This is a genomic window from Enterobacter asburiae (assembly GCF_001521715.1).
Taxonomy (GTDB): Bacteria; Pseudomonadota; Gammaproteobacteria; order Enterobacterales; family Enterobacteriaceae; genus Enterobacter; species Enterobacter asburiae.
The window spans coordinates 1,763,832-1,785,433 of record NZ_CP011863.1 but is presented as its reverse complement, the minus strand read 5'-3'; the positions used below and the strand labels follow the sequence as shown (position 1 = coordinate 1,785,433).

The window sequence follows — 21,602 nt, the reverse complement described above, 5'->3', positions numbered from 1 at the left end:
GAGGTGCTCCAGTGGCTTCTGTTTCTATCAGCTGTCCCTCCTGTTCAGCTACTGACGGGGTGGTGCGTAACGGTAAAAGTACTGCCGGACATCAGCGCTATCTCTGCTCTCACTGCCGTAAAACATGGCAGTTACAGTTCACATACACCGCCTCTCAACCCGGTACGCACCAGAAAATCATTGATATGGCCATGAATGGCGTTGGATGCCGGGCAACCGCCCGCATTATGGGCGTTGGCCTCAACACGATTTTACGTCACTTAAAAAACTCAGGCCGCAGTCGGTAACCTCGCGCATACAGCCGGGCAGTGACGTCATCGTCTGCGCGGAAATGGACGAACAGTGGGGCTACGTCGGGGCTAAATCGCGCCAGCGCTGGCTGTTTTACGCGTATGACAGGCTCCGGAAGACGGTTGTTGCGCACGTATTCGGTGAACGCACTATGGCGACGCTGGGGCGTCTTATGAGCCTGCTGTCACCCTTTGACGTGGTGATATGGATGACGGATGGCTGGCCGCTGTATGAATCCCGCCTGAAGGGAAAGCTGCACGTAATCAGCAAGCGATATACGCAGCGAATTGAGCGGCATAACCTGAATCTGAGGCAGCACCTGGCACGGCTGGGACGGAAGTCGCTGTCGTTCTCAAAATCGGTGGAGCTGCATGATAAAGTCATCGGGCATTATCTGAACATAAAACACTATCAATAATTTGGAGTCATTACCGCCCTTTCTTATCCATCCACACCGCCAGATCCACCAGACGGTTAGAGAAGCCCCACTCGTTGTCGTACCACGCCAGGATCTTCACCATATTCCCGCCAATCACCAGCGTGGAAAGCCCGTCGATAATCGAGGAGCGTGGGTCGCCCTGGTAATCGCTGGAGACCAGCGGTTCATCGCTATAGCCCAGAACACCTTTCAGTGGCCCGCTGGCGGCCGCGTTGCGGAACGCCTCGTTCACCTGTTCGACGGTTACGTTACGGCTCAGCGTTACCGTTAAATCCACAATCGACACCACCGGCACCGGCACGCGCAGGGAGTACCCGGTCAGTTTACCGTCAAGGGAAGGGATCACTTTCCCCAGCGCTTTTGCCGCGCCGCTGGAGTAAGGCACAATCGACAGCGCCGCCGCGCGCGCGCCGCGCAGGTCTTTCTCCGGCTGATCGTGCAGCGCCTGGCTGTTGGTGTAGGCATGCGTGGTGTTCATCAGGCCATGCTCAATCCCGAACTGCTGATGCAGTACCTGAGCGGCTGGCGCCAGACCGTTCGTGGTGCAGCTCCCGTTACTCACCACCGCGTGTCGGGCAGGATCGTACTGCTCGTGATTAACCCCCATCACAATCGTCAGGTCGTCGTTCTTCCCGGGGGCGGAAATGATGACGCGCTTAGCGCCGCCGTGGGTAATATGCACCGCCGCTTTTTCCCGCTCGGTAAAGAAGCCGGTGGCCTCAATCACCACGTCAACGCCGACGTCACGCCACGGGATATTCGCCGGATCGCGTTCGCTAAATACGGCGATCCGCTGCCCGTCTACCTGCAGCGCGTCGTCTGCCGCTTCTACGGGTGCGGGCAGCTTGCCCAGAAGGGAATCATGCTTCAGCAGGTGGGCGAGGGTTTTACTGTCCGTCAGATCGTTAATGGCCACAATCTGCAGATCCGGGTTGCCCAGCGCCGCGCGCAGGAAATTACGTCCGATACGGCCGAAACCGTTAATACCGACCTTAACCATGGTGCACTCCTTATCTCTGTTGTCTGGAGTCACTGTAGGCGTCGGGCCGGTTGGCGTAAACGACAAAAAAGGATCAGATTACGCCATCTTGCGGCAGTGGAATCGCTGGCGGTACTCGCCGGGCGTGAGGTGGAGCTGTTTCTCAAAGATGCGGCGCAAATTAATGCTGGTGCCAAACCCGCTTTGCTCGGCAACGCGTTCAAGGGAGTCATGGGTCTGCTCAAGCAGCTGTCGGGCCGCGGCCAGACGCGCTTCGGTCACGTAGCGGGCCGGAGAAACGCCCGCGTCGCGGGTAAACACGCGGGTGAAATTACGCGGGCTCATTGCCGCTTTCTCGGCCAGATTTTCCACGCACAGGTCGGCGGTGAGGTTTTGCAGGATCCAGGTTTGCAGCTCGCTTATCGGACCGGATGTGCCGGGCTGCTGCAGGCTGTAGCGGCTGAACTGCAGCTGGCCGCCGGGACGGCGCAGATACATCACCATATCCTGCGCCACGTCGCGGGCGAGGGTAAATCCGTAGTCGTCTTCCACAAGCGCCAGGGTCAGATCGAACCCGGAACTCACGCCGCCGGAGGTCCAGATGGGGCCATCCTGAATATACAGCGGACCGCCTTCGACGTGGATAGCCGGATACTGGGTTTGCATCGTCTCCAGCAGCCGCCAGTGGGTGGTCGCGCGGCGACCATCCAGCAGACCGGTCTGGGCCAGCAGCATCGCGCCGCCGCAGATAGAGGCTACCCGCCGGGCGTGCGGCGCAGCGAGGTGCAGCCAGTCCACCACCGCCGTGCTCTCCTGCTCGTTCATGCCGCGTCCGGTGATGATAATGGTATCCAGCGGTTCACGCGGATCCAGCTCCGGCAGGCGATAGTCCGCCAGCAGATTCAGGCCGGACTGGCCGTGGATCACCTGGTGAGGCTGGGTGGTGGCAATGATAATCCGGTAGCGGGGGTGGGAAAGCCCTTCCGGATGCAGCCGGTTGGCCTGCATCAGAATGTCGGCGATACCGGCGGCTTCAAACAGCATGCCGCCGTCGGGAACAATAATCAGGATCTTCTTCATGTCCTGAAAAGTACCTTTATCACAAAATAAGTCAAGCGACGCGTGCGCCCCACGTTTCTGGCAAAGCAATGCGATTTAAGTTCTTTGTTATTTCAGACGTTATCCCCGATCGTCAGAGAATTATCTCTGGCGAAACGGCGTCTGAAGGAATGAGTCAACGAAGCTCCCTCTATTTACATCCGCAACAACGCGAACAAATCCGCCACCTTGCATCGGGTTTTTTATGGCGAAGCGAACTGCCCACGTGGCTGTTGATTATCACTATTTATGTAGGCTGGTTTGCCACGCTGGCGTTCTGGCAAACGCTCGGCCTGCTGCCCGCCACGCTGCTGCTCATCGGGTTTACCGCCTGGTACATGTCCCTGCAGCATGAGCTGATCCACGGGCACCCCACGCGTTATGCCTGGCTCAACCAGCTGTTTGGCACGCTCCCGCTGGCGGTCTGGTATCCGTATGGCCTGTACCGGGACTCCCATCTTGCCCATCATCGGCACCATAGCCTGACCCATCCGGTGGATGACCCGGAGTCATACTATTTTACCGACGAGAGCTGGGCGCGCTTTTGCCCCTGGCAGAAGCGTACGATCCGCGCCCGGAATACTTTCGCCGGGCGGCTGGTGCTGGCGCCGCTGCTGGATATCCTGCAGACGCTGGGCAGCGCCGTGGCGGCGTTTCGTCACCTTCACCTGCGGGCGATGGCGATGTGGCTGGTTCACGTTTTGCTGCTGTTGGCGCTCTTCGCGTGGATGACGCATACCGGTTTTTCACCCGTCTGGTTCGTGCTGGCTGTCAGCTATCCGGCGCTGGCGCTGACCAAGGTCCGATCGTTTTTCGAACATCGCGCGGCGGACGATCCGCTGGCGCGCTCCGTTATTAACGAGGCCGGGTTATTCTGGCGGGTGCTGTTTTTGAATCTCAACTATCATTCAGTCCATCACGATCTGCCGGGCGTTCCCTGGTACGGGCTGAAGGCCATCTACCAGCAAAACCGGGAGGCGTACCAGCAGCGAAACCACGGTTTTGTCGTCAGGGGCTATGGTGTATGGCTGCGTCAGTTCTGGGCCAGGCCCGTCGACGTCACCGTTCATCCCGCAAAACAACAGGGGGAAGGGTATGAGTAACCTGCTGGCGTTTCCCATGTATGCCGTGGATCGCGCCGACACCCGCGCGCTCTGGCTGGCGGTAAAGGGGCTGCTGGCCGCGCGCGGTGTGTCCGTCGATCGTGACCCCGGCTGGCCGGAGTCCGATCTGCTGACCCACTGGCAACAGCCTGCGCTTATCCTCAGCCAGACCTGCGGTTATCCGCTGGTCACGCAGCTCCCGGACGTGCAGGTGGTCGGCTGTTTTCACTACGCGGCGCCGGGCTGCGAAGGGATCCAGTACCGCAGCTTTCTGGCGGTGCGCGAGGAGGATCGGCACCTGACGCTGGCGGATTTTCGCGGACGCCGGGCGGTCTGTAATTCCCCGGATTCCCAGTCCGGCTACAATGCGCTGCGAAAAATAGTGGCTCCCCTGGCGAGCGGCAGTCCCTTTTTCGCGCAAACGTCCTTTAGCGGCAGCCATCGCCAGTCGCTGATTGATGTGAAACGCGGGGCGGGGGATATCGCGGCCATCGACTGCGTAACCTGGGCACTACTGCAGCGCCATGAGCCGGAACGGCTTGCGGGGCTGGCGATCATTGACAGTACCCCGCTGACGCCGGGACTGCCGCTGATTACCTCGCATAACACCTCGCCTGAAACGCTTAACGCCATTCGCGATGCGCTCCGCGAGCTGGTGGATGCACCGGAATACCGGGAGGTGCGCGACGCGGTGCTGATCGGCGGTTTTAGCGAGGTGACGCGCGAGGCCTACGCCTCATTGTCCGCGTGATAAATCTCCTGCGCGTCGGTAAAGCAGCGTAGCGCCAGCGAGGAGACGGGCTTCTGTCTGCGCATAATCAGGCCGACGGGAGCCTCAATGTTCGCATCTTTGATGGGGACAATCCTGAAGTTGCTGTTCAGCGCTTCCAGCCCGTTGTTCAGCGGCATGACGGCGCAGCACACGCCGCTCTGAACCGCCTGAATGATCTGGAACGTCGAGTCGCTCTCGAAAACGGACGTCGGTTCGATGCCAGCAGATTTAAAGCTGGCCTCCATGTGCGCCCGGTAGTGCATCCCTTTGGTCAGGAACCCCAGCGGAAAATCCGTCAGGTCGTGCCACGTCAGCGTTGCCTGGCCGAGCTGGAAATGGCGGACGTCATGCAGCAGGCCCATCTTCGTTTTTGGCAGCTGGATAATGTCAAACAGGCTGGTGTCGATGCTGTTGAGGTAGCAAATTCCCAGCTCAAGCTGATTGCGGCTGACGCCGTCGGCAATCTGCGCTGAGGACATGGAATAGAGGCTGTAGGTCAGCTCCGGGTATTTTTGCGTCAGCAGACGAATAAAGATCATCGGATCCACGCTCGCTAGCGGCACCATCCCCAGACGTAATTCGCCTACCACCTGACCTTTACACAGCGCGGCTTCCGCCTGTAGCCCGTCATGCGCGGCAAGCAGGGCGCGGGCCCACGCGAGGATGCGTTCCCCCTCCGGCGTAAACCCTTCAAAGCGCTGCCCGCGCACAATCAGCACCAGCCCCAGCTCCTCTTCCAGGCTGCGGATGCGCATGGAGAGGGTCGGCTGGGTGACGTTGCACTGCGAGGCCGCTTTACCAAAGTGACGGGTCTCGTCGAGCGCGATTAAATATTTTAACTGTTTAATATCCATCATATTCTCTGCGCGAGCAGCCTTACAGCATGCGGATCTCTTTCGAGCGCAGGGTGATGCGAACCGGAACGGATTTATACGACGGCGTACCGCTGTCCTTATCCAGATAATCAAGCGGTACCAGCACGTTGGCCTCCGGGTAATAGGCGCCGACGGTGCCCGGCGCGATGTTATACGCCACCACGGTGATGTCTTTCAGACGCTGAACGCTGCCGGGGAGGGCGGTTTCGATATCCACGCGGTCGCCGTGTTCCAGGCCTGACTGCGCCATATCGTCTTCGTTCATAAACAGCACGTCGCGGTAGCGGTCGTCCAGGGCGTAAATGGTGGTGTTGTACTGGTCGTGGCTGCGCAGCGTGATCAGTCGCAGAACGTGCTCACCTTCGCCGCTGGCGTTCTCGTGAACGCCGTCGAACACCGAGAACATCGCTTTTCCCGTCGCCGTTGGCCAGATGCGCTGCGTTGGCGGCAGCGGCATGCGGAAGCCGCCGGGAACGCGGATCCGCGCGTTGTAGTTCTCAAAGCCCGGAATGGTCTGCTCGATCAGATCGCGGATCCGATCGTAATCCTCAACCAGCGTTAGCCAGTCCACGCGGGTTTCCGGCAGCGTGGCTCTCGCCATGCCGGCGACGATAGCCGGTTCCGAGAGGAGCAACGGCGAGGCGGGCTTCAGCTTGCCGGACGAGGCGTGCACCATCGACATGGAATCTTCGACGGTAATGGACTGACGACCGGTGGCCTGGAGATCCAGCTCGGTACGGCCGAGGCACGGAAAAATAAAGGTCTCTTTGCCCACCAGAAGATGAGTGCGGTTGAGCTTGGTACCGACGTGCACGCTCACATCCAAGTTACCCATCGCCGGAAAACCTCGCTCGTGATCGGGCATCGCGACGGCAAAATTACCCCCAAGGCAGATGAGCGCCTTCGCGCGGCCGTCGATCATCGCCTGCGTGGCCTGCACCGCATCGTGTCCGTGGTGAGACGGCGGCTCAAAGCCGAAAACGTCCTTCAGACGGTTCAGGAAGGCCGGGGTAGGCTTCTCGCTAATCCCGACGGTGCGGTTCCCCTGAACGTTTGAGTGGCCGCGCAGGGGGCAGATACCCGCGCCGGGCTTGCCGATATTCCCGCGCAGCAGCAGCAGGTCAGCGATCAGGCGGACGTTCGCCGTGCCTTTATTGTGCTGGGTAATGCCCATTCCGTAGGTAATGATGGTGGCATTTGATTTCGCATAGGCGTCGGCCACCTTCCCGAGCGCCGCCCGGTTCAGGCCCGACTCGCGCTCGATCTCGTCCCAGCGGGTTTGCGCGATATCGGCGGCGAAGTCCTCTATGCCCTGGGTGTGTTCGGCAATAAACGCATGGTCGAGCACGTCACCGCGCTCGGCCTCCATTTCGAGAAGGTGTTTGGCAATGCCTTTCAGCGCGGCGGCATCGCCCCCGGCCTTCACCTGGAAATAGGTCGAGGCGATATCCGTTGAGCCGTAGGTTGCCATTTCAATCACGCTTTGCGGGTCGGCGAAACGTTCGAGGGCGCGCTCGCGCAGCGGGTTAAAGACGATAATCGGCACGTTGCGACGGGCCAGCTCGTGGAGAGTCCCCATCATTCGCGGATGGTTGGTGCCGGGGTTGTGGCCGATGGAGATCACCAGCTCGGTCTTATCGAAGTCGTCCAGCGAGACGGTGCCTTTCCCGATGCCAATCGAGCGCGGCAAACCGACGCTGGTGGCCTCGTGGCACATATTCGAGCAGTCGGGGAAGTTGTTGGTGCCGTATTCGCGAGCGAACAGCTGGAACAGATACGCCGCTTCGTTAGAGGCGCGTCCGGAGGTATAGAACTCGACCTGGTCCGGTTCGAGCCCGCGCAATGCTTCGCCGATGCGTTGAAACGCCTCGTCCCAGTCGACGGGCCGGAAGGTATCGCTTGCCCGGTCATAGCGCAGGGGATGCGTCAGTCGACCGTAGCCTTCCAGTTCAAAGTCCGATTTTGCCAGCAGCGAGGAGACGCTGTTTTCGGCCAGAAACGCGGGGGTAACGCGTTTGCTGGTGGCTTCCCAGGTCACGGCTTTGGCGCCGTTCTCACAGAACTGGAATGTCGACTTGTGTTCTTTATCGGGCCACGCGCAGCCCGGGCAGTCAAAACCGTCAGGCTGGTTGGTGCGCAGCAGCGTGGCGGGAGCATCAAGGGTATCCATTTGGGTACGTACCGCGATAGCCGTCGCTTTTAACGCGCCCCAGCCTCCGGCAGGACCGTCATAGTGTCTGATACCCGGCACCGAGCGTCTTTTCTTATTCATACCCACTCCTGATTTCTTCGGTCACACAACGTCTGAACCCATAAAAACGCTGTAACGGACAATAAGTGAAAGCAATGACGACCGAATGGCTATGCGCATGCGGCGTGGAAAAATGCTTTATCTTAAATTCGTTTTATTACAGCGATTTATCAGATTTGATGCTTAAATATTTAAAGAAATTATAACGAAATTTTATCATTTTAATAATAAATATTATCTATCAAACGGTAGGCAAGATAGATGGGGCGAGCCGGAGAGGATGTAGCAGCAATAAAATTTCGAATGAAGCCTGTGAGCGACAGCAATAAACACTTTTCGCAGCTGGCGGGTCATCGCAAGCATTTTCAACTGTGAAAATGTCAGGAAGGTTAACTCTGGCTTAATGATTAAAGGATAAAATTCAGGCCTGACCGGGTCATTGTCACAATGCGAAATATAAAGTTATTTTGAGTCGTGAAATTAACGTCGTGCAACATAAGTGAAATAGTCACACTCTCGTTGTCGCATGCATTCAATATTAAAGATACCCTTCTAGTGCAACAAATAATTCAGCGTTCATATATTCTGTGGACCTCACCAATACGCGAATTCTACTAATTATGGTAGTGGCGATAATAGCAGTATTGCGTTAATGAAAGTGGTTCTCTTTTGTGTTTTTTGTATATAAAACATGTGCTTGCGTGACGTTGTGGTGGGGAAATAACAGAGTGTAGGTCATATCGGGTTTTTTCATAGGATTAATCCTATAATTTTCCGACTGCTTCATTTACCAACAGTTACGTAGCGGTAAATATTGAATTGATGCGAAGCTCATGTAAACTTGTTTACCGTTTGTCAAAATATGTCAGGAAGACACTGGGCCTTATTCTGAAGGGCTCGTGCGGTAGCTATGCCCTTAAAATAGTAACGCCCCGAAAATATCCTGGCTATTTTAACAATAGCACTTAAGTCAAACTTCACTCCCTTATCTTCATCATCGAAATATCGCTACGGAAAAGCATATGAAAATGCGCGTACTGTTTTCACTTCTGTTTGTAATGGCGGTGGCGGGCTGTAAAGCGCCGCAGAAACCTGTGATCAACGACGATACGATCGAGACCAGCCAGGTCAACGGCGTGACCTTAACCCACCGTCACGCTGTTACGCCGCCGGCGGAGTTTAACCCGGTCAACGAACCGTATCGCGCCATGTATCCGGCTTCCCTGATGAGCCGTCCTGACTTCGGCGGCAAAGTTATCCGTAATCTCGAGACCGGAAAAACGTACGTGGTGCTGGGGCAGGTTGAACACTACTGGATGGCGCTTGCCGATGAAGGTAACGATCAGCTGATTGGTTACGTCCCGATGCGCGCCGTGATCAAGGCCGACCTGTACGACGCCGCCGTGCGTAAACAGGCTATTCGTCCGAAAGCGCGTAAAAAAGCGACCTGTGTCGATGTCGATGGCAACAGCAAAGCCTGCAAAGACAGCGCTAACGGTACCTGGATCCTGAACTAAACGGCTTTCATGAGCGCATTTTTATGAATAATAAAAATTTTCATAAGCTGTGGTTATTCTTTTACGCGGTGATTTTCGCCCTGGTCAGTGGTTGTTCGTCGTCTTCACACAGCGACCCCTCCCGCTACAATCTGCAGTTTCAGGCTCATCCACAAATCAATGAATCTGCGCCGCTTAAGGTCCGGGTGCTGCTGCTGAAATCCGATGCGGATTTCATGTCCAGCGACTTCTACTCCCTGCAGAACAACGCGTCAGCCACGCTTGGCGCGAATCTGCTGAACAGCGACGTGTTCTTCCTGATGCCGGGACAGCTGTCCAAAACCCTCAGCGGGCAAAGCTCTCCGGAGGCCCGCTACATCGGCGTGATGGCGGAGTATCAGATGCTGGATGGCAAAAAATGGCGCGTTTCACTCCCTCTGCCTGTGCATGGCGAAAATCATATCTACCAGTTCTGGAAATGGTCCGCGGATGAACTTCAGGCCAACGTTTTTCTCGACGTGAACGGCATTCGGGTCATCAGCCAGTAACGCGCTTCAACACAGGAAACACATCATCATGACGAAAGCAGAAAAGGTCGTCTGGACCGAAGGCATGTTCCTGCGTCCACACCATTTTCAGCGGACTGAAAGTTATCTGCTCAACCATGTTCGTGAATGGGGTGCGCTACAGCGGTCATATCTCTGGGGCTTTCTTGACGTTGAACTGGATGAAGCGATGCTTCGTCAGGGATGCATTGCCCTGAGCTACTGCAGTGGTTTGCTGCCGGACGGCACCTTTTTCCAGGTGCGTAACGGGCGCAACGGTCCTGTACCGCTAAAAATTCCTGACAACCTCACCAACGAAAAGGTGGTGCTCGCGCTGCCGGTTCGTCGCGGCGAGCGAGAAGAGGTGATTTTTAGCGAAGAGCCGGCCTCGCTGGCGCGCTTCATCGCTTTCGAGCAAGAGGTGGAAGACGACAACGCCATGTCGGTGGGGGATGCCACCGTCCAGTTTGGCCGTCTGCGTCTGACCCTGATGCTGGAAAAAGACCTCACGGCAGAATGGACCGCCATCGGCGTGGCGTTTGTGACGGAGAAACGTAACGACAACCACGTGCGCCTCGATAACAGCTACATCCCGCCGATGCTCAACGCCAACAACAGCCCGCAGATCTACAGCATGATCAACGATCTGCACGGTCTGCTGGTCCAGCGCAGCCAGCAAATTGGCGGTCGTCTGCGCCAGCCTGGCCGCTTTAACACCTCCGAACTGATTGAGTTCACGCTGCTGTCGCTGGTTAACCGTCATCTGGGCGAGGTTTCTCATTTAAAAACCCTCCCGCTGCTGCATCCGGAAACGCTCTGGCGCAGCTGGCTGCCGTTTGCGACCGAGCTCGCCACCTGGACGTCGCAGCGTACCGCCGAAAGCGTGCTGCCGATTTACGATCATGACGATCTGGCTAACTGCTTCAGCAAACTGATGCTGATGCTGCGTCAGGGGCTGTCGCTGGTGATGGAAGACCACGCGATTCAGCTGCCGCTTAACGAACGCTCTCACGGCCTGAACATCGCTACGGTGCCTGAAACCAGCATGGTGCGCGAGTTCGGCTTCGTGCTGGCGGTAAAAGCCAACGTGCCTGGCGAACACCTGCAAACCCATTTCCCGGCGCAGATGAAGGTCGCGCCGGTGTCGAAAATCCGCGATCTGGTTCAGCTTCAGCTGCCGGGCATTATGCTGCGCGCCATGCCGGTCGCGCCGCCGCAGATCCCGTGGCATGCCGGCTACAGCTACTTTGAACTGGAGAAGGGCAGCGAGCTGTGGCACGAGATTGATAAGTCCGGCGCATTCGCCCTGCATCTTGCAGGCGAATTCCCGGGGCTGGATATGGAGTTTTGGGCCATCCGTAGCCCGACAGAATAATAAAGCGAGCGCTTAATATGCAGGAACGACAGGACACCGGCAGTGATGCCGGGTTTACCGGAGCCAGTAGCAACAATCAGCTGGTGGCGGCCGCCAATCCGCTGCTCAACGCGATTCCGCAGATCCGTCATTCGGTCTCCCATGACGATCAGGTGGCGTTACGCCAGCGCCTGATCGATGAGATTCGCCGTTTCGAAGTCCGCTGCCAGCAGGCGGGGCTGCCCTACGAAGTGATCGTCGGGGCGCGTTACTGCCTGTGTACGGCGCTCGATGAGGCCGCCGCGCTCACCCCCTGGGGCAGCAGCGGCGTCTGGTCAAGCAACGGTCTGCTGGTGACGTTCCATAACGAAACCTGGGGCGGCGAGAAGTTCTTCCAGCTGCTGGCTCGCCTGTCGCAGAACCCGCGCGAGCATATTCTGCTGCTGGAGATGATCAACTACTGCCTGCTGCTGGGCTTCGAAGGACGCTATCGGGTGCTGGATAATGGCCGCACGCAGCTTGAAACCATCAAGCAGCGGCTGTGGCAGATGATCCGCGGCGTGCGCGGCAGCTATCCGCCGCCGCTTTCTCCCCATCCGGAAGATCGTCCGGTGCTGCGCAAGCTCTGGCGGCCGATGGTTCCCCTGTGGGCATGCGTGGCGCTGGCCGGGTTTATCGCCTGTCTGTTTTATATCGTGCTTAACTGGCGCCTTGGCGATAACACCAACCCGGTGCTGGCGAAGATTTATCAGTCCCAGCTGCCGGAAACCACTATTCAGCAGCCGGCCCGTCAGCTACCGGCGGTGCTGAACCTGCGCGGCTTCCTGAAGCCTGAAATCGAGGCTGGCCTGGTTGCGGTGAAAGACGAAGCGGATCGCAGCGTCGTTATCCTGAAGGGCGACGGGCTGTTTGCCTCTGCCTCTACCGTCGTGCGTGACCGCTTTGAACCGGTCATCAACCGCATTGCGCAGGCGATGAATAACGTCAGCGGCAAAATTCTGGTGGTGGGCTACAGCGACAACGTGCCGATCCGCAGCGCGCGCTTTGCCTCTAACTATGAACTCTCTCTGGAACGCGCCCGCTCGGTACAGAAAATGCTGCAGGGAAGCCTCTCTCAGCCTGGCCGCGTGAAAGCGGAAGGGCGGGGCGAGATTAACCCGGTGGCGCCGAACACGACGCCTGAAAACCGCGCCCGTAACCGCCGTGTGGAAATTACTCTGCTGGTGTCGCCTGAAAACACTCAGGCTGAGCTGAACGGATTGCCGCAAGGAAACTAAGGATGCTGACTACACTTCTTTCCATTTTGACCAACCGCATTCTGTGGAGCTTCCTCGGCGTAACGGCGCTTGCGGCGGTGATCTGGATGATTGGTCCCCTGTTGTCCATCGTGGACACCCGACCGCTTGAGTCTGAACAGAACCGTATTATCAGCATTGCCGTGGTCTATCTGCTCTGGGCGCAGGGCCACATTCTGCCGCGCCTGTACAATGCCTGGCTGAACCGCAAGCTGATGGACAAGCTCAAAGAGAACACCGCCAGCCCGGAAGCGGCGGACCCGCAGAAGCGGCTGAACAGCGAGGAGCAGATCCTCGCCAGCCGCTTTGATGAAGCCGCGCAGATGCTTAAAAAAGCGCACTTCAGCAAAGCGGGCCAGGGCGCCCAGTGGACGCAGCGCTTCAGCACACAATATCTCTATCAGCTGCCGTGGTACGTCATTATCGGCGCGCCGGGCTCCGGTAAAACCACGGCGCTGGTTAACTCCGGGCTGCAGTTCCCGCTGGCCGATCGTTTCGGTAAGACCGCGCTGCGGGGCATTGGCGGCACGCGTAACTGCGACTGGTGGTTCACCAATGAGGCGGTGCTGCTGGACACGGCGGGCCGCTATACCACCCAGGAGAGCGAGCAGGTGCAGGACGCCGGCGAATGGCTGGAGTTCATGGGGTTACTGCGTAAGTATCGCCGCCGCCAGCCGATCAACGGCGTCATCATCACCATCAGCATTTCTGACCTGCTCACCCAGTCCGCCGAGGCGTCCCGCCAGCAGGCGGTGAACCTGCGCCAGCGTCTTTCCGAGCTGCATGAACAGCTGGGCATCCGCTTCCCGGTGTACGTGATGGTGACCAAGGCCGACCTGCTTAAAGGCTTCCGCGCCTGGTTTGCCGACTACGATAAAGCGCAGCGCGACCAGATCTGGGGCTTCACGCTGCCGTGGGAGCAAACCAAACACGCCGATTACGACCTGATGGGCAACTTCCAGCAGGAGTTTTCTCTGCTGCAGCAGCGCCTCGATGCCGGGCTGCCGGAAACCATGCTGAAAGAGCATGACGCGAAAACCCGCGCGGAAGCGTATCTCTTCCCGCAGGAGTTCGCCGCGCTGCGTCCGCTGCTGGCGGACTACCTGAGCACGGTCTTCGCCCGCTCCAACTTCGAAACCGAGTTCTCTCCGCGCGGGATCTACTTCGCCAGCGGGACGCAGGAAGGCATGCCGTTCGACCGCGTGATGGGCGAACTGAACCGCGCGCTGTCGCTGCCGGAAGGGGGAGAGGCGGATAACTGGGATTCGGTCAGCAAAGAAGCGCCTATCCCGGGGGCAAAAGGTCAGAGTTTCTTCATTAAGAACCTCCTGCAAAACGTCATCTTCCAGGAAGCCGGGATCGCGGGCGAAAACCGCTGGTGGGAGCTGCGCAACCGGGCGGTGATCTGGTCCGGCTACGCGGCGCTGCTGGCCCTGCTGGCGATCCTCGGCGGTCTGTGGCTGACCAGCTATGCCAAAAACAAGGCCTATCTGGAAGAGGTGGATGCGAAGGTGCCGCTGCTGGACCAGCAGAGCAAGGCGTTACAGAACCAGACCCAGCGTGACCTGTTCGATCTGCTGCCGCTGCTGAACGGTCTGGTCGACCTGCCGAAAAGCGACGACTTTGATGTCAACGATCCGCCCGTATCCCGACGTATGGGTCTCTATCGCGGGGATGACGTCAGCGATGCCGCGCAGTCTCTGTACCAGAAAGCGCTGGATCAGATGCTGTTGCCTGCCGTTGCCATGCACATCACCACCTGGCTTCGCAACGACAACGGCAGCGACGTGGAATACAGCTATGAAGCGCTGAAAGCCTATCAGATGCTGTATCAGCCGAAGCACTACGACGGTAAATTCCTGCATTCGTGGGTGATGCTCAACCTGCAGCGAAATCTGCCGCAGAACGTCACGAAGGCGCAGCTGCAGCAGCTTGAATGGCACCTGACGCAGCTGCTGGAACCGAAAATTCAGGCCTCGCCGTACGCGCAGGATGAATCCCTGGTTGCCCGCGAAAGAGCGATGATCGGCCAGCAGCCGCTCTCCACGCGCGTATATGGTCGTCTCAAACGCCTGCTGGAGCATGATGACAACCTCAAGCCGGTCTCCCTTTCCGACCTGGGCGGACCGCAGAGCGAGCTGGTGTTTTCACGCAAAAGCGGCAAGCCGGTGAGCGAAGACGTGCCGGGCCTGTATACGCCGGACGGCTACTGGAAAAGCTTTAACGGCCAGATTGACAGTGTAACCACCGCTCTGCACGAGGACGACGCCTGGGTGCTGGGGGCCGCCACGGCGCAGGAGGATAAACAGCAGATCGATAACGCCGTGCGCCAGCTCTACATGCGCGATTTTATCGCGAACTGGGATCGCTTCCTCGCCGACATCCAGCTCAATAACAGCGCCGATCTTTCCCAGCGCATCAACACCGCGCGCCTGCTCTCCGGCGCAAACTCGCCGCTGCGCCGTCTGGTGCAGAACCTGAGCCAGGTCCTGACGCTGTCACGCAATGCGCCAGCGCCGGAAGATGCGGATAAAGCGCAGGCGCAGAGCAACCGCGCCACCCGCACGCTGGAAGCGCTATTCAGCAACAATGACGCTGCGCCGACCCAGGCCGCCGTGGTCACCCAGGCGCCGGAACAGCTGGTCACCGACCACTACGCGCCGATGATTGAGCTGGCGCAGCCGCTGGAGAAGGGCGGGAAGACCATCGTGTTTGATGATTTTCTCAAGCAGGTGGATGAGCTCTATCGCTACCTGACCGCCGTCCAGGACGCGGCCAACAGCGGCATGCCTGCACCGGGCGGCGAGGCGATCAGCCGTCTGCAGGCCAGCGCCGGTCGCCTGCCGGGCGGGCTGCAAACCATGTTCAGCAATATGGCGGTGGGTGCCAGCAGCGATACCCAGCGCCGAGACCTCGAAAACGTGCGTAAGCGGATTAACGTTGAGGTGGGCGGATTCTGCCGTCAGGCGATCGCCGGTCGCTACCCGCTGGTACGCAGCGCCAGCACCGAGGTCACCCCTGACGATCTCGCGCGCATGTTTGCGCCGGGAACCGGGCTGATGGACGCTTTCTTCCGCGACAATCTGACCAATAAAGTGGATACCACGCAGGCAAACTGGCGCTTTATGCCGGGCATCGACGGTAAAACGCTGCCGGGAAGCGAAGGGCTGCTGAGACCGTTCCAGCAGGCCCAGTCGATTCGCGACGCTTTCTTTGCTAATGGCGCCACGACGCCGTCCTTCAAGGTGACGGTTCGCACCGTGCGAATGGATAACACCATTCTGAACCTGACGCTGGACGTTGACGGCCAGCTGCTGCGCTACAGCCACGGTCCGCAGGCCGTGCAGATCATGAACTGGCCGGGGCCGGGCGGCACCAACCAGGTACGCATGCAGCTGGGGCTGGCTAACGGCAGCACGGCGACGCTGGTCACCAACGGCGCCTGGGCGCTCAACCGCTTCTTCGATAAAGCGAGCACCAGCCCGGGCGCGGGTAGCCTGAGCCGTCAGGCCACCTTCAGCGTCGACGGACATCAGGTCACGCTGGAGTTTGCGCCTAACAGCATTCGTAACCCGTTCCAGCTTCCCCGTTTCTCATGCCCATAACCGCAAGGACAGCCGTATGACGAATACCCCTGCGATGAACCGCTACAGCTGGTATGGCAAGTTACCCAGCGCCGGAGATTTTTTGCAGCGTCGCTTTCCTGACACTTTACAGCGCCAGTGGTCACACTGGTTCCAGGTCGGTCTGCTGGCCTGGCAGCAGGAAGAGCAGCGCAGCGGCGAGCGCCAGTTCCAGAAAGCGCCAGTCTGGAATTTTGTGGTACCGCCCATGCTGGGCAGCCAGATGATCCAGATGGGCTGTCTGCTGCCCGGCCGCGACAGCGTTGGTCGCCAGTATCCGGTTTGCCTTCAGCTGAGCTTCGCCCCGTCAGAGTGGTCGACCAGCCTGCTCAGCCAGGCCGAAAGCTGGTACCAGCAGATTGGGCGCCTGGGGCTGTACGCGGTGCGCAACAGTTTTTCCGCCTCGCAGCTGGATGAGATGCTGATGACCATCCCGGCACCGCAGCCCGTCGAGCCGCAAAAGCGTTCCGACATACTTGATGTGATTGGCTATGACGAGGACGGCCAGAGCACGCTGGGCTGGCCGCAGGCGGCCGAGTGTTTTGATCCGCTGCGTCAGACCAGCTACTGGTGGACCAACCGCTGTGACGGCTACCCGCTGTACACCCACGTGCACAGCGGTAACTTTACCGGGCAGCTTTTCACCCTGCTGTTCGACCCGGCAGGGGGCGCCCGTCCGGGGCGTCACGGTCTTTATCCGCCCATGTTTGAATAAGCAGGGATCTTATGAATATCGAAGAATTTCTCGCGCCAATCAGTCCTGAAAAACCCTGCGGCGAAAACCTGGAGTACGACGCCGACTTCCAGATCATGAATCAGGCCAGTCAGGGGAAAGCGGAACAGCAGTTTGGCGACACCATTATCCCGGCAGAGCCAGCTGACTGGAACACGGTGGAAAAATATGCCACCAGCCTGCTGACCCGCACCAAAGATCTTCGCGTACTGCTGGCTTTAACCCATGCCTGGACGCGCCGGCGCGGGCTTGCGGGCTACGCGGACGGTTTATTGCTGGTGCAGGAGGCGATCGCCCGTTACTGGGAGACGCTCTATCCGCTGCTGGAAGAGTATGGCGAAACCGATCCGTTCTATCGCATTAACGCCCTGGCAGGGCTGAGCGATAAATCCGACCTCACCGTCGCCGTGCGAAACGCCTCGCTTCTGCGTTCAAACGGCGATGAAATTTCGCTCCGGGATGCCCAGGCACTGCTGGACGGCAGCAAAACGGAATGCCCGGACTATCCCGGCGGCCGTCCACGGCTGATTGACGAACTGGCCCGCGGCGACCAGCCGGGAACCGCCGCGGTTATCGTCATTAACGAACGTCTGCTGGCGATTCGCGAGCTGCTCACCGGGCATCTCGGTGAAAGCGGCGTGCCCGAGATGGAGCAGCTGCTGAAAACCGTCGGACTGGTCGCCAGCGCGTGTCAGGTAACCGACATCAGCAAGCTGCTGCCGAACCGTGAGGCGCAGGCAGAACCACAGGCCGAGCAGCAGTCGGCGACAGCGCAGCCCGCTCAGCCGGTCACCGACTGGCGAAGCGTCCAGGTCACCAGCCGCGCCGACGCGCAGCTGATGCTGGAAAAAGCGAAGCAGTATTTTGCGCAGTACGAACCGAGCCACCCCGCACCGCTGATGATTGAACGGGTGCAGCGGCTGTCAGAACTTAACTTTATGGACATTATTCGCGACCTGGCGCCAGACGGCGTTAACCAACTTGAAAACATCTTTGGGCGCCGCGAATAACGCGTCCAGGCATTATGACGACAGGCATGGAGCCTGCCGTTTCACCTTCACCGCGCATCTTTGATGGAGAACATCATGGCAATGAGTAACAGTGGGCAGAAATTCATCGCACGTAACCGTGCCCCCCGCGTGCAGATCGAGTACGACGTAGAGATCTACGGTGCAGAACGTAAAATCCAGCTGCCGTTTGTGATGGGCGTCATGGCCGATCTGGTCGGCAAACCGGTAGAAAATCTGCCGGCCGTCGACGAGCGTAAATTCCTCGAAATCGACATCGACAACTTTGACGAACGCATGAAGGCGCTTAAGCCGCGCGTGGCGTTCCAGGTGGATAACACCCTGACCGGCGAAGGTAAGCTCAACGTGGATCTGACCTTTGACAGCATGGACGACTTCCTGCCGGATGCAGTGGCCCGCAAGGTCGAGCCGCTGAACAAGCTGCTGGAAGCGCGTACCCAGCTCTCCAACCTGCTGACCTATATGGACGGCAAAAACGGTGCGGAAGAGCTGATCGCTAAAATTCTGCAGGATCCGACGCTGCTCAAATCCCTGAGCCAGTTGCCGAAAAATGACGAAAGCGCGAAAGGTAGCGAGGAATAATCGATGAGCAACCAGACTCAACAACACGAGCAGCAGGCGGGTCAGGCGTTCAGCCAGGATGAATTCAGCGCGCTGCTGAACAAAGAGTTCCGCCCAAAAACCGATCAGGCCCGTTCAGCCGTAGAAAACGCGGTTAAAACTCTGGCGCAGCAGGCGCTGGAAAATACCGTCACTTTCTCCAACGACACCTACCGCACCATTCAGAACCTGATCGCCGGTATCGACGAACAGCTGTCGCAGCAGGTAAACCAGATCATTCACCACGAAGAGTTTCAGAAGCTGGAGAGCGCCTGGCGCGGTCTGAGCTACCTGGTGAACAACACTGAAACTGACGAGATGCTGAAGATCCGCTTTATGAGCATCTCCAAGCAGGAGCTGGGCCGCACCCTGAAGCGCTTCAAGGGCGTGGGCTGGGATCAGAGCCCGATCTTCAAGAAAATTTACGAGCAGGAGTACGGTCAGTTCGGCGGCGAGCCGTTTGGCTGCATCGTGGGCGACTACTACTTCGACCACAGCCCGCAGGACGTTGAGCTGCTGGGCGAAATGGCGCGCATCGGCTCTGCGGCGCACTGTCCGTTTATCACCGGTACCGCGCCGGGCGTGATGCAGATGGAGTCCTGGCAGGAGCTGGCTAACCCGCGCGACCTGACCAAGATCTTCCAGAACACCGAATACGCCGCCTGGCGTTCGCTGCGTGAATCCGAAGATGCCCGCTATCTGGGCCTGGTGATGCCGCGCTTCCTGTCGCGCCTGCCGTACGGCATTCGCACCAACCCGGTCGACAGCTTTGACTTTGAAGAGCAGACCGACGGCGCGAACCACAACAGCTACTCCTGGGCTAACGCCGCGTATGCGATGGCCGCCAACATCAATCGCTCCTTCAAAGAGTACGGCTGGTGCACCTCGATTCGCGGCGTGGAGTCGGGCGGGGCGGTTGAAAACCTGCCGTGCCACACCTTCCCGAGCGATGACGGCGGCGTGGACATGAAGTGCCCGACCGAGATCGCCATCAGCGATCGTCGTGAAGCCGAGCTGGCGAAAAACGGCTTTATGCCGCTGGTTCACCGCAAAAACTCCGACTTTGCCGCCTTCATCGGCGCGCAGTCGCTGCAGAAACCGGCCGAGTACCATGACCCGGATGCCACCGCCAACGCGCGTCTGGCCTCTCGTCTGCCGTACCTGTTCGCCTGCTGCCGTTTTGCGCACTACCTGAAGTGCATCGTGCGCGACAAAATCGGCTCCTTCCGCGAGCGCGAAGAGATGGAACGCTGGCTAAACGACTGGGTCATGAACTACGTCGACGGTGACCCGGCGAACTCCTCTCAGGAGACCAAGTCCCGTAAACCGCTGGCGGCAGCGGAAGTGCAGGTGCAGGAGATTGAAGATAACCCGGGCTACTACGCCGCGAAGTTCTTCCTGCGTCCGCACTACCAGCTGGAAGGTCTGACCGTTTCCCTGCGTCTGGTTTCTAAACTGCCGTCGCTGAAGACGAAAGACGCGTAATGAGTGTAGCCGGCCCATTGGGTCGGCTACTTTTCGGTGAATATGAGATAGCTAATGAATTTGACTCTGACAGCGTTAATACGAAAATTCATCAGCTATTTAGCCATTTATACGTTGCTAATAATTTCATTCATGCTGTTTGTGACGGTATCCGGCTACTATCTGTTTATCTTTGACTGGCCGGAAGATGTCCCGCGAATCGCAATGCATGGATTCTTATGCACTGGACTTAATGCATTAGCGATAGCGATATACGTTGTGGCAGAGAAATGGAAAGAAAAAAGTTAGTATTTTACGCGGACTGATGCGCTGCGGATCCTAAGGCAAAGGATATTAAGGTGAAACGTTTCTGTTTTTTCCTCGTATTTATGACCTTTTATGTGTGTGCCGGAAATAACTATCCTGATTTTTATCATCAGCAAACATACCGGCAGGTTTTAAAAGATATTGTTCTGGCGCGCTGCCTGGCGCAGGTAGCAGATAAAGGCAGCCAGTTTTCTGCTGATGCTGCCCGCAGTGCGAGTGCATTCATTGAGTGGATACCTTTTGATGCCGAAAATGGCACTGATAAAGTGGATGCCCTCATCGGAAAATATAAAAATCAAATTAACGGTTTTCATTCAGAGCGAAAACCCGATGTCAAAGGCGTAACCTTAAACTGTTTACGTCTTTATCATAGCGATGAGCTGAACAAACTGGTTCCGCAGGTCATCATAGGCGATCCTGACCGCACCTGGATTCAGGATAACCCGCAGTAGTAAAGACTTCACATTCTTTCCGTTCATTCAGGGAGAATGTAAGACTGTCAAATGACACGGGTCATTTGATGTGAGGCAGAGGTAAAATATGGACGGTTTTATTCAGCCCCATGCTTTCCTGTTTGCCATATAAGTGCTTTTTCGAAAGCAATATTGTTCATCCACGAAGAGTAGATATTATGGCTATTGATATGTTTCTGAAGGTCGAGGGTGTTACGGGCGAATCTAAAGATTCTAACCACACCGGCTGGACTGATATTACCTCCTTCTCCTGGGGCGCTTCCCAGCCAGGTAATATGAGCGTTGGCGGTGGCGGCGGTGCCGGTAAAGTTAACTTTAACGACCTGCACGTTAACGCGCTGATCGACAAATCCACCACCGCTATCCTGAAACACTGCGCCAGCGGTAAACACCTGACCAAAGTTGAGCTGTCCGTCTGTAAAGCCGGCGGCCAGCAGGTGGAATACTCCCGCATCACGCTGGAAGATGTGCTGGTCACCTCTGTTCAGTACACCGGTGCAGACAACGGCGATACCGTTGGTGTGACCTATGCATTCCAGGCCGCGAAAGTGAAACAGCAGTACTGGGAGCAGACCACGTCTGGTGGTAAAGGTGCTGAAAGCAGCGCTGGCTGGAACATCAAAGAAAACAAAGAAGCGTAATTGCGTATGTGGCCGGGGAGTTTTCCCCGGTCATTATGATTGCTTCACTATTCGGCGCGTATTTGCGATGGAAAGAGCGTTAACGGTTATACCCATTGTATTATCATGTAGCGCCTGCATATCCCACCCTGCTCAGTTTCAGAGTTTAACTGTTAAGGTGGAAAAAAATGCACCCTGTTTTGGCGTTTCGAATGACACTGAACCAGGTGACTCTG

Annotated in this window: 18 protein-coding genes; 14 read left to right on the top strand and 4 right to left on the bottom strand. The window is 57.8% G+C overall.

The annotated features are described in order from the left end of the window. The first annotated feature begins 11 nt into the window (after nt 1-11). Nucleotides 12-709, top strand: a protein-coding gene (locus ACJ69_RS08725; RefSeq protein WP_103215986.1) for an IS1-like element IS1A family transposase whose coding sequence is annotated in 2 segments (ribosomal slippage) — nt 12-261 and nt 261-709 — 699 coding nt in all. Because the reading frame shifts where the segments join, the coding sequence is not laid out codon by codon here. A 10-nt stretch (nt 710-719) separates the two neighbouring features. Here the strand turns inward: ACJ69_RS08725 and gap are convergent. Together gap and ACJ69_RS08715 are read right to left on the bottom strand one after the other, a co-directional pair. Beyond that, on the bottom strand, nt 720-1,730 hold the full coding sequence (gene gap / locus ACJ69_RS08720) for a type I glyceraldehyde-3-phosphate dehydrogenase (RefSeq protein ID WP_054830276.1): 1,011 nt from the start codon (nt 1,728-1,730) through the stop codon (nt 720-722). Nucleotides 1,731-1,808: 78 nt separating this feature from the next. Next, nucleotides 1,809-2,789: a GlxA family transcriptional regulator gene (locus ACJ69_RS08715; protein ID WP_054830275.1), complete on the bottom strand. Its 981-nt coding sequence runs from the start codon at nt 2,787-2,789 to the stop codon at nt 1,809-1,811. Nucleotides 2,790-2,938: 149 nt separating this feature from the next. Here ACJ69_RS08715 and ACJ69_RS08710 point away from each other — a divergent pair, with 149 nt between their 5' ends. Both ACJ69_RS08710 and ACJ69_RS08705 read left to right on the top strand, forming a co-directional pair. Next, nucleotides 2,939-3,910, top strand: a complete 972-nt coding sequence (locus tag ACJ69_RS08710; RefSeq protein WP_059347824.1) for a fatty acid desaturase — start codon at nt 2,939-2,941, stop codon at nt 3,908-3,910. Further along, nucleotides 3,903-4,661, top strand: a complete 759-nt coding sequence (locus ACJ69_RS08705; protein ID WP_059346905.1) for a phosphate/phosphite/phosphonate ABC transporter substrate-binding protein — start codon at nt 3,903-3,905, stop codon at nt 4,659-4,661. Before ACJ69_RS08710 ends, ACJ69_RS08705 begins: the two co-directional genes overlap by 8 nt. On the opposite strand, the gene ACJ69_RS08700 is transcribed toward ACJ69_RS08705, so the two are convergent. Both ACJ69_RS08700 and ACJ69_RS08695 read right to left on the bottom strand, forming a co-directional pair. After that, nucleotides 4,640-5,536, bottom strand: a complete 897-nt coding sequence (locus ACJ69_RS08700; protein WP_054830277.1) for a LysR family transcriptional regulator — start codon at nt 5,534-5,536, stop codon at nt 4,640-4,642. The genes ACJ69_RS08705 and ACJ69_RS08700 overlap by 22 nt on opposite strands. A gap of 22 nt (nt 5,537-5,558) precedes the next feature. Further along, nucleotides 5,559-7,829 carry an FdhF/YdeP family oxidoreductase gene (locus ACJ69_RS08695; RefSeq protein WP_059346904.1) on the bottom strand — a complete coding sequence of 757 codons (2,271 nt, stop codon included), beginning with the start codon at nt 7,827-7,829 and terminating at the stop codon, nt 5,559-5,561. Between the two features lie 1,001 nt (nt 7,830-8,830). Between ACJ69_RS08695 and ACJ69_RS08690 the strand changes: the two genes are divergently transcribed. From ACJ69_RS08690 to ACJ69_RS08635, 11 genes are all read left to right on the top strand, one after another. After that, on the top strand, nt 8,831-9,325 hold the full coding sequence (locus ACJ69_RS08690) for a hypothetical protein (RefSeq protein ID WP_032658425.1): 495 nt from the start codon (nt 8,831-8,833) through the stop codon (nt 9,323-9,325). Between the two features lie 23 nt (nt 9,326-9,348). Next, complete coding sequence (gene tssJ / locus ACJ69_RS08685; protein WP_054830274.1) at nt 9,349-9,852, top strand: type VI secretion system lipoprotein TssJ; 504 nt, start codon at nt 9,349-9,351, stop codon at nt 9,850-9,852. A 28-nt stretch (nt 9,853-9,880) separates the two neighbouring features. Further along, nucleotides 9,881-11,224, top strand: a complete 1,344-nt coding sequence (gene tssK, locus ACJ69_RS08680) for a type VI secretion system baseplate subunit TssK (protein WP_059346903.1) — start codon at nt 9,881-9,883, stop codon at nt 11,222-11,224. 17 nt (nt 11,225-11,241) lie between these two features. Continuing rightward, nucleotides 11,242-12,480 (top strand): DotU family type VI secretion system protein, encoded by a 1,239-nt coding sequence (locus ACJ69_RS08675; RefSeq protein ID WP_059346902.1) that lies wholly within the window; start codon nt 11,242-11,244, stop codon nt 12,478-12,480. Nucleotides 12,481-12,482: 2 nt separating this feature from the next. Then, nucleotides 12,483-16,103: a type VI secretion system membrane subunit TssM gene (gene tssM, locus ACJ69_RS08670; RefSeq protein ID WP_059346901.1), complete on the top strand. Its 3,621-nt coding sequence runs from the start codon at nt 12,483-12,485 to the stop codon at nt 16,101-16,103. A gap of 16 nt (nt 16,104-16,119) precedes the next feature. Beyond that, nucleotides 16,120-16,836 carry a type VI secretion system-associated protein TagF gene (gene tagF, locus ACJ69_RS08665; protein WP_059346900.1) on the top strand — a complete coding sequence of 239 codons (717 nt, stop codon included), beginning with the start codon at nt 16,120-16,122 and terminating at the stop codon, nt 16,834-16,836. An 11-nt stretch (nt 16,837-16,847) separates the two neighbouring features. Beyond that, nucleotides 16,848-17,864: a type VI secretion system protein TssA gene (gene tssA / locus ACJ69_RS08660; RefSeq protein ID WP_029740103.1), complete on the top strand. Its 1,017-nt coding sequence runs from the start codon at nt 16,848-16,850 to the stop codon at nt 17,862-17,864. Between the two features lie 75 nt (nt 17,865-17,939). Next, nucleotides 17,940-18,464 carry a type VI secretion system contractile sheath small subunit gene (gene tssB / locus ACJ69_RS08655; RefSeq protein WP_008502644.1) on the top strand — a complete coding sequence of 175 codons (525 nt, stop codon included), beginning with the start codon at nt 17,940-17,942 and terminating at the stop codon, nt 18,462-18,464. A 3-nt stretch (nt 18,465-18,467) separates the two neighbouring features. Further along, nucleotides 18,468-19,967 (top strand): type VI secretion system contractile sheath large subunit, encoded by a 1,500-nt coding sequence (tssC, locus tag ACJ69_RS08650; protein WP_059346899.1) that lies wholly within the window; start codon nt 18,468-18,470, stop codon nt 19,965-19,967. A 368-nt stretch (nt 19,968-20,335) separates the two neighbouring features. Then, nucleotides 20,336-20,725, top strand: a complete 390-nt coding sequence (locus ACJ69_RS08640; protein ID WP_054830383.1) for a T6SS amidase immunity protein Tai4 family protein — start codon at nt 20,336-20,338, stop codon at nt 20,723-20,725. 179 nt (nt 20,726-20,904) lie between these two features. Further along, a complete protein-coding gene (locus tag ACJ69_RS08635) occupies nt 20,905-21,387 on the top strand; it encodes an Hcp family type VI secretion system effector (RefSeq protein ID WP_008502640.1) in 483 nt (160 codons plus the stop codon). Nucleotides 21,388-21,602: the final 215 nt, after the last annotated feature.